The following is a 5,614-nucleotide window of genomic DNA, read 5'->3' on the forward strand; positions in this document are numbered from 1 at the left end:
GGTGGAGAACCAATCCACCGCCAACGGCGCCAAGGTCCTGCAGTGGGACGACAACGGCACCCTCGACCACGAGTGGGCCGTCGCCCCCAGCCCGTCCGGCGGCTTCACCGCCGTCAACCGGCTCACCGGCAAGTACCTGGAGATCCCCAGCGCCTCCACGACCGCGGGCACCGTCGCCGGTCAATGGAGTGCCACGGGCTGCGACTGCCAGCGCTGGAACCTCACCCAGACCGCACTGCCGAACCTGTCCACCGGCCAGTACGTGCTGGTGAACAAGAACAGCGGCAAGTACCTCGAGATCCCGGGCGCCTCCACCACTTCCGGCACGGCGGCCGACCAGTGGCAGAACTCCGCCTGCGACTGCCAGCTGTGGAGCTTCCAGTCCGTCAGCGGCGGGGCGTGGACACTCCAGAACGTCCACAGCGGCCTGAAACTCGACGTCAGCGGCTCCTCCACCGCCGCGGGCGCGGCCATCGACCAGAACACCGCCTCCGGTGGCAACTCCCAGAAGTGGACCCTCACCAGCGCGGGCGGCGGCTACTACAAGCTCGTCAACGTGGGCAGCGGCCTGTTGGCGGGCGTCGCCCAGTCCTCCACCGCCAACGGCGCCTCCGTCATCCAGTGGAACGACGTCAGCGTCGACGACCAACTCTGGAAGATCGTCCGCGTCAACTGACTCGAAGAAAGGCCGAAAAGACAGCCGTCTCACCGGCCGCTGCCCCTTTCAGCCCGCTTCCCGGCGTCGCCTCGCTGCTCTGCGCGCCTCGGGACGCGCCGCCGCACAACCTCCTTCACACCGAGCCGGCCCGCATGCCTGCCCGCTCGGTCCGCTGCTTCCGGCGTACGGCCCTCCACCCGGGCCGCACGCCGGAAGCGGCCCACGAGGACACACTCCTCGCGCGCCGAACTCGGTCTCCCGTTCGTCGCCTCTCCCCCTGCATCCCCCCGTCCTGCATGCCGTCGCAGGCATGCCCTCACCGCGCCTATCGGCGGGAGCTCACCATGCCCAGATCCTTTGCCTCCTCTCCCATGAGCCGCCGGCTGTTCCTCACCGCCACGGGGGCCGCGTCCCTCGGCGCCGCCCTGTCCGCCTGCGGCGGCTCAGGCGGTTCCTCCGCGGTCAGCAAGGCCGACATCGCCAAGGCGATGAAGACGCCGACCGAGCTGACGTTCTGGACCTGGGTCCCGAACATCGACAAGGAGATCGCCCTCTTCGAAGCGAAGTACCCGGCCATCAAGGTCAAGGCCGTCAACGCGGGCCAGGGCGTGGCCCACTACACCAAGCTTCGTACGGCGATCAAGGCCGGCAGCGAGGCCCCGGACATAGCGCAGATTGAGTACCAGGCCATCCCCACGTTCACCATCACGGACAGCCTGCTGGACCTGAGCCGGTACGGCGCGTCATGGCTGGAGGGCAAATTCGTCGACTGGACGTGGACCCAGGTCAGCGGCCCCAACGAAGAGGTCTGGGCGATCCCGCAGGACACCGGCCCGATGGGCCTGCTGTACCGAGCGGACATCTTTGCCAAGCACGGCATCACGGTCCCCCGGACCTGGGACGAATTCGCCGAGGCGGCCCGTAAGCTGCACAAGGCGGACCCCGGTGTCTACCTCACGAACCTCGCCGCGAACGAGGCCGCCGCCTGGCATGGTCTGCTGTGGCAGGCTGGCGCCAAACCCTACACGCTGTCCGACAAGAGCGACATCACCATCAACGTCGACGACCCGGTCTCCGAGAAGCTCGGTGCCTTCTGGGGCGGCCTCGCGAAGGAGGGCGTCATCAGCGCCGATCCGGACTTCACGGACGCCTGGTACGCCGGCCTCAACAAGGGCAAGTACGCCACCTGGGTCACCGCGGCCTGGGGACCCGCGTTCCTGTCCGGATCGGCCAAGGCCACCGCGGGCAAGTGGCGGGCGGCGCCGCTCCCACAGTGGGACGCGACCAGCACGAACTCCGGCAACTGGGGCGGCTCCACCAGCGCGGTCATCAGGTCCACCAAGAACCCCATCGCGGCCGCGACGTTCGCGCAGTTCCTCAACAGCGACCCCGCGAGCGCCAAGATGTTCGCGACAGAGCAGTCGCTCTTCCCCGCGACCAACGCGCTGCTCGTGGACGATTCCTTCACCGGTGCCACGCCGACGTTCTACGGCGGCCAAAAGGTCAACCAGCTGTTCGCCGACATCAGCGGCACGGTCAGCACCGCCTTCCAGTGGCCGCCGTTCCTCGATCAGGCGGCGACCGTCTGGACCGAGACCGTAGGCAAGTCCCTCGCCGACAAGACCGACAGCAGTCGCGCCCTCGACGCATGGCAGAAGCGGCTGACCACGTACGCCACGAAGCAGGGTTTCACCGTCACGTCCTGACGAAGACCCACGGGTCCGCGGCCCACGGCGCTCCGCGTCAGGGGCCCGGGACCCTACACCGGGCCCCCCATTCCCGCCGTGACCAGGTCGTGTGCTGCGGCCCGTAGCGGTAGGCGCGGAAGCCCTCACACTGGGCCCCTCCGGAGGATTTCAGGCCGACGCCGTCGCTCACGGCCTCCTCCCCGGCAGCCACTGCGTGCACTTAGAAGTCATCTCATTTGGCGAGTACTCTGCGGTAGCAGATGAGGGTGCGAGCGATGCTGGTGAAGGCGAGGAAGTGGTCGGCCTTGCGTTCGTAGCGTCGGTGGAGGCGGCGGCAGCCGGCGAGCCAGGCCATGGTGCGTTCGATGGTCCAGCGGTGGCGGCCCAGCCGTTGCGATGACTCGACTCCCTTGCGGGCGATGCGGTGGGTGATGCCGCGCTCGCGTAACCATCGCCGCAGGTGAGCGTAGTCGTAGCCCTTGTCGGCGTGGAGTTTGCCGGGCTGGCGCCGTCGTCGGCCGCGGCGCGAGCGGATCGGCGGGATGCCCTTCACGAGTGGGATCAGGGCTTGGCTGTCATGCAGGTTGGCTCCGGAAATGCCGACGGATATGGGCAGACCTGACCGTTCCGTGATCAGGTGGATCTTCGATCCGTACTTGCCCGGGTCGACAGGATTCGGACCCGTCAGTTCCCCCTTTTCAGGGCCCGCATGTTCACCGAGTCGATCGCGCACCGCGACCAGTCCAGTTCGCCGCGGGCACCGAGTTCGTCGAGGACCAGGCGGTGGAGCCTGGCCCACACCCTTGCCTTCGACCACTCAGAGAACCGCCGGTGGGCGGTCGCTCCGGACGGGCCGAACGACGCCGAAGACAGCTGCTGCCAGGTACAACCCGACGTGGCCACGAAGACGATCGCGGCCAGTACTTCCCGGTCGCCGTACCGACGCCGACCACCGCCCTGCGGCCGCGACGGCGCCTCCGGCACCACCCGCTGGAACAACTCCCACAACTCGTCCGGCACCAGCCGCTCAACGATCCCCACCATGACCCACAGAATACCGAGTCGTCCAAATGAGATGGCTTCTTAGTCCGGTCAACATGTCGGGACGTACCGGACCAGTCGCCGGCACCGGGCATGCAGTCGTACGTCCAGGAGTACGGCACCGGCCGACATCACCCGAAAAGGAGGCGCCCCACTGTTCCCTGTACGCCTGCCAGACATCGGAGAGGTCGATTTCAGAGACAGCTTCTGCACAGGAAGATCCGTGAAGCGGGCAGCGATGTTGTGAGAAATGTGAAACTGCGCCAACTTATCACCGCGAGCTCTTTGCCACCGCAAGCCACGCTCCTTTACTCTCCTTGATCGACCCTCCCTGCTCGGACAGTGTCTGCGGCCCGGTCCGGGCTCGGTAACGGATATGGTTGCCGAAGTCAGGGGAATTCACGTGGCATAGCCATGAATTGACGTGCGGGACCTTGCCTTCCTTGCGCTGCATCGCCAGGCCGGAACGAGTATCCGTTGGAGAAGCTCCGTATGCGCTCAACGACCATGACCAGGCCAGGTGCCACCACGCGGCAGACCCCCTCCGAAGTGCCTCAACGCAGCAGCTTCACGGGGACATCCCTGAGCATCGTCGCGGTGGCGGCCGTTTTCCATGTCGTCACCGTTCTCGTCGTTCACGTCCAGACCCATGGGACGGCACAATTCCCGGACGCGCGTGAGTACGACGAAGCCAGCACCAGGATCGCTACCGCGTGGGCTGAGGGAAAGAAGCTCGGCCCGATGGAATTGGACTGGCTCTCAGGTTCCCAACTCTTCGGCTACCAGACCGCCATGGCACTGGGCAAGCTCATGCTGGGCGGTGGCTGGCTGGAAGCCAAAGTGTTCCTCGCCGTCATGGCGGCAAGCGGAGCCGCGGCGGCTCACAGGCTGGGCCTCGCGGCGGGGTGCGCAAACCGGCGTGCCGCGATGGCCGGGCTCTTCGTGGGCATGAGCCCCAATCTCCTTCTCTGGGACGCTTGGGGCCTGAAGGACGGCCTGCTGACGGCCCTTCTCCTTTGGACGCTGCTGTTCCAGGCGAGGGCGCGCTTCTGGCTGGCATGCATGGGCTCATTGCTGGGCATTGAGGCATGTCTGTACATCCGACCGGCGGCAGCGCTGTTTCTCGTCGCCTCCCTGCTTACCCGTGCCCGACTACGCCGCGGTCACCTCATGGGCTGGGTCGTCATCGCCGCGGCTACCGCGTTCTTCGTCCTGCCGCGGGTGACCACCTTGTTCAGCCTGGTGGGCACCCTGGAGGTCAAACAGGGCGTGCCGCTCGAATTCTCTGCCGGATACGGCACAGGGAACCTGCTGGTCCATCCCGAGCAGATCTTTGTGTGCGTCTTCGGCCCGTTCCCCTGGGCCTTCGATTCCAGCACGGGGGGTCCGATGCGATGGCTGTACCCGGGAACCATCCTCTGGATCGCCAGCCTGGCGCTCGCCCCCGCCGCACTGCGAAGCGCGTGGGCTGACGCCACGAAAGTGGGCCGGCCGCTGATCCTTGCCTCGATCGCTTATTTCTCGACGTACATCGTCACCTTCGGTGCCGCCTTTTTCCGGCAGCGTTCTGTCATCGAATGCATGCTGCTCACCATCATCGCACTATATTTGCCGCTCTCACCGGTCGCCGCAATGAAACGGGTCCATATTTGGCTTGCCGTAGTAGCCGCGCTCGCTGTCGTGCAGAGCCCGGATCTGACTCCCACGATGTGGAGCAAGGCGGTGGCGATCTGCGTGCTGGCCGCGGTTGGTGTCCTGGCCCTGAGACCTTTTCAACTCTATGACAGGGCGCATCGTATCCAGGGCTGAGCGAATTGAGCAGGCCGTGCAAACGGCCATTGATGGGGAGTTACGGCTTCTCGACCCTGAGGTGCGTGCTTCTCTGGCCCCTGCCCTGGAGCTTCTGGATCCGGAGTTTACCGAGATCGGGGCTTCTGGAAGCCGGTGGGATGTGGAGTCGATCCTCACCGTGACGAGTGCAGGCACGGTATTCCCAGAGTCTCCTGTCGAGGTCAGCGAAATGTCCGTTGCCGTCCTCGCTCCGGGCGTCGTCCATCAACTAACGTACTTCGCCGACAACCAAGGCCGCCGGGCATGGCGGAGCTCGTTGTGGCGCCTGACGGAGACGGGCTGCAGGGCTTGGGCGAGTTCCGGGGTCGGGCGGTTGGTCGGGCCGTGACCGGTTGGGGTGCATAGCAGAGCAGGCACGGGCTTCGTGATCATTGGG

General features: G+C 66.2%; 5 protein-coding genes. 4 read left to right on the forward strand and 1 reads right to left on the reverse strand.

The window, feature by feature from the left end; genetic code table 11:
- Both ACWC09_RS52055 and ACWC09_RS52060 read left to right on the forward strand, forming a co-directional pair.
- Positions 1-676: RICIN domain-containing protein (locus ACWC09_RS52055; RefSeq protein ID WP_450859280.1), on the forward strand; the 676-nt coding region annotated here is incomplete at its 5' end.
- A gap of 326 nt (positions 677-1,002) precedes the next feature.
- The gene (locus ACWC09_RS52060; protein ID WP_450859282.1) at positions 1,003-2,364 is read left to right on the forward strand and encodes an extracellular solute-binding protein; all 1,362 of its coding nucleotides are present in this window, start codon (positions 1,003-1,005) and stop codon (positions 2,362-2,364) included.
- Positions 2,365-2,578: 214 nt separating this feature from the next.
- Here ACWC09_RS52060 and ACWC09_RS52065 read toward each other — a convergent pair.
- A protein-coding gene (locus tag ACWC09_RS52065) for an IS5 family transposase (RefSeq protein ID WP_450859284.1) occupies positions 2,579-3,390 on the reverse strand; the annotation gives its coding sequence in 2 pieces (ribosomal slippage) (positions 2,579-3,042 and positions 3,042-3,390; 813 coding nt in all).
- Positions 3,391-3,879: 489 nt separating this feature from the next.
- Between ACWC09_RS52065 and ACWC09_RS52070 the strand changes: the two genes are divergently transcribed.
- Both ACWC09_RS52070 and ACWC09_RS52075 read left to right on the forward strand, forming a co-directional pair.
- The gene (locus ACWC09_RS52070) at positions 3,880-5,196 is read left to right on the forward strand and encodes a hypothetical protein (RefSeq protein WP_450859286.1); all 1,317 of its coding nucleotides are present in this window, start codon (positions 3,880-3,882) and stop codon (positions 5,194-5,196) included.
- Positions 5,168-5,566, forward strand: coding sequence for a DUF4440 domain-containing protein (locus ACWC09_RS52075; RefSeq protein WP_450859288.1), 399 nt, complete (start codon positions 5,168-5,170; stop codon positions 5,564-5,566). Before ACWC09_RS52070 ends, ACWC09_RS52075 begins: the two co-directional genes overlap by 29 nt.
- Positions 5,567-5,614: the final 48 nt, after the last annotated feature.

Source organism: Streptomyces sp. NPDC001617, from assembly GCF_053596855.1.